The following is a 2,794-nucleotide window of genomic DNA, read 5'->3' as shown; positions in this document are numbered from 1 at the left end:
CAGATGTGTATACCCGACCGCGCCGAAGGGCGCGCGCCGGCCACGTCACCGATCCATCCGTCGCAAGTCCCGCCGCCCGGCATGAGCCTGCCGGGCTTCCACGCACCCGCCGTGTCGGACGGCACGGTATCGCGCGGCACTGTGCGCGTGCAGCCCGCGCGCATGCCGTTCTACGTCGCGACCAAGGGCAAGGTCACGCTCTACGTGCTCGGCACGCTGCACACCGGCGACCCGTCCGATTACCCGAGCGCGCAGCCGTTCCGGCCGCGCATCCTCGCGGCGCTCGCCGCGTCGCCCACACTGGCGCTCGAGCTGTCGCCCGACGACCTGCTCGAATCGCAGGACGACGTGTCGAAGTACGGCGTCTGCCGCTACCCGTGCCTGCAGCGCCTGCTGCCGGAGCCGCTGTGGCTGCGGCTCGCGGCGCGCCTGCACGGCAATCCGGCCGCGCTCGCCGAGATCCGCAAGATGCGGCCGTGGCTCGCGGCGCTCGTCGTCGAGACCTACGATTCGCTGTCGGCCGGCCTGCAGACCGAGTACGGCACCGAGGCGCAGCTGCAGAACGTGTTCCTGAAGAAGAAGGGCGGCCGCGTGATCGGGCTCGAGACGCTCGCCGAACAGATGCGCGCGTTCACCGGGCTGACGCTCGCCGAGCAGCGCGAGATGCTCGCGCAGGACATGGTGCAGACGCCCGCGCAGAACGCCGACGACATCAAGGCGCTGCATCGACTGTGGCGAATTGGCGACGCCGATGCGATCTCGGCATGGGCGGTCGCGAAGAGCGAACGGCTCGCGCGTTCGAAGGCGTTGTCGGCGTCGATCGACAACAAGATCGTGTACGAGCGCAACCGCCGCTTCGTTGCACGGATGACGGCAATCGCCGCACCGAACCGGCCGCTGTTCGTCGCGATCGGTGCGCTGCATCTGGGCGGCCCGCGCGGCGTGCTCGAATTGTTGCGTCAACAAGGTTACAGCGTCGACGCGAACTGAACGTCGCCGTCGCGCCCGAACCGTTCCTCCCCTGTTTGATCGACGTCGCGCGAACGGCGTCAAACGCCTGTATGGACACGCTATCCGATAAGGAAAACCCTCGATTCGTCGGAAAATAGCGTTTCAAACGATTGACATCCCGATCTGCCAATATCTATTCTTCGATCCACAAGTTGAAAAAATGAAAAGAATAGAAAAAGTTCTACGGGGTAGCAGAAAATAAAGCGCGGGGTTAGCGCGTTGCCGGCACGTGATGCACGTGCCGGCCGCGAAAGTGTCTGCATGTACGGCGGGGCCAATCATCGTCGGACAACAACAAGGCATGCAGGCCGACTTGCGGGATAAGCAACGTTCCGTCGTCCCACCGGGGAAAGGCAGTAATCGGGCGGCGGCGGACGTTTTTTAATCCGGAAGATGTTTCCGGTCACCGTCGCAAGACGGTTTCGGGGGGCGAGAATCGACAGACGGCGAAGCCGCAGCGATTGCGCCAACGGAAAAGCGCCACGAGGGCGCTTTTTTCTTTTGTGCGACGGATTGCGCGCCCGCCCGCGCGGTGGGCCGGATCAGGCGCGTTCGTCGGCCTGCAGCAGGCCGGGCGCGACCACGTCGACGCCCACCGCCTCGAGCGCGGCGCGAATCCGTTTCGCGAACGCCAGCGCATGCGGCCCGTCGCCGTGCAGGCAGACGGTCTGTGCATTGAGCATCACCCATTCGCCGCCAATCGCGCGTACCTGCCGGCTGCGCACCATGTCCAGCGTGCGCGCGATCATCGTGTCCTCGTCGTCGACGAGCGCGCCGGGCTGGTTGCGCGGCACGAGCGAGCCGTCCGCGCGGTAGCCGCGATCGGCGAACACTTCTTCCACCGCGGCGAGCCCCGCGTGCCGCGCGGCCGCGACGAACACGCTGTTCGCGAGCCCGAACACCGCGAGCGACGGATCGAAATCGCGGACCGCGGACACCACCGCATCGGCGATCATCGGATCGCGCGCGGCCTGGTTGTACAGCGCGCCGTGCGGCTTCACGTGCGCGATGCGTCCGCCCTCGGCCTGCGCGATCGCCGACAGCGCGCCGAGCTGGTACAGCACGCCCGCATAGATGTCGCCGGCCGGCAGCTGCATTTCCTTGCGGCCGAAATTCTCCGGATCGTGAAAGCTCGGATGCGCGCCGATCGCCACGCCTTTCTGCACGGCCCAGCGCACGCAGTCGCGCATCGCGTTCGCACCGCCCGCATGCCACCCGCATGCGATGTTCGCGGACGTCACGAGGTCGAGCAGCGCCTCGTCCGAACCGCATCCTTCGCCGAGATCGGCATTCAGATCGATTTCCATGATGTTCCTCGTCCACTGATTACGTGGCCCGTCTTCTCTACTGCACCCTCTATTGTCACGCCGCGCGCGATTCGGCGCGGCGGCGCGCTTCCTCGCGCATGTCGATCGCCACGTCGATCTGCCGCAGATAGGCACGTTCTGCGGTCAGGGCGGCGCGCGCGGCGTCGGGTGTCGTGCGCACGAAGCGGATCGGCAGGTTGAGCCGCGCCTGCGCGAGTTTCCACAGGTCCGCACGGATCACCGTGCCGATCTTCGGGTAGCCGCCGGTGGTCTGCGCGTCGTGCATCAGCACGATCGGCTGGCCGTTCGGCGGCACCTGGATCGTGCCGGGCAGCACCGCGTGCGACAGCAGCTCGGCCGGCCGCTCGCGCACGAGTTCGACGCCGGCAAGCCGATAGCCCATGCGGTTGCTGTTCGCCGTGACAAGCCATTCTTCATCCCAGAGCGCCTGCTGCGAATCGGCGGCGAACGACGCG

At 66.9% G+C, this 2,794-nt stretch carries 2 protein-coding genes and 1 pseudogene; 1 reads left to right on the top strand and 2 read right to left on the bottom strand.

The features are described 5' to 3' along the window. Positions 1-3 precede the first annotated feature (3 nt). Positions 4-990, top strand: coding sequence for a TraB/GumN family protein (locus JYJ84_RS33285; RefSeq protein WP_205190027.1), 987 nt, complete (start codon positions 4-6; stop codon positions 988-990). Positions 991-1,553: 563 nt separating this feature from the next. Here the strand turns inward: JYJ84_RS33285 and pxpA are convergent. Together pxpA and JYJ84_RS33275 are read right to left on the bottom strand one after the other, a co-directional pair. After that, positions 1,554-2,318 (bottom strand): 5-oxoprolinase subunit PxpA, encoded by a 765-nt coding sequence (gene pxpA / locus JYJ84_RS33280; protein ID WP_043184663.1) that lies wholly within the window; start codon positions 2,316-2,318, stop codon positions 1,554-1,556. 55 nt (positions 2,319-2,373) lie between these two features. After that, a pseudogene (locus tag JYJ84_RS33275) lies at positions 2,374-2,794 on the bottom strand (allophanate hydrolase); the annotation flags it as partial.

The sequence above is a fragment of the Burkholderia sp. LMG 13014 genome (genome assembly GCF_905232215.1).
GTDB lineage: Bacteria > Pseudomonadota > Gammaproteobacteria > Burkholderiales > Burkholderiaceae > Burkholderia.
This window is presented reverse-complemented; position numbering and strand designations above follow the sequence as displayed.

Bases quoted from the DNA above. Each gene is read 5' to 3' on its own strand.
- pxpA (WP_043184663.1), bottom strand. From the start codon at position 2,318: ATGGAAATCGATCTGAATGCCGATCTCGGCGAAGGATGCGGTTCGGAC.
- JYJ84_RS33285 (WP_205190027.1), top strand. From the start codon at position 4: ATGTGTATACCCGACCGCGCCGAAGGGCGCGCGCCGGCCACGTCACCG.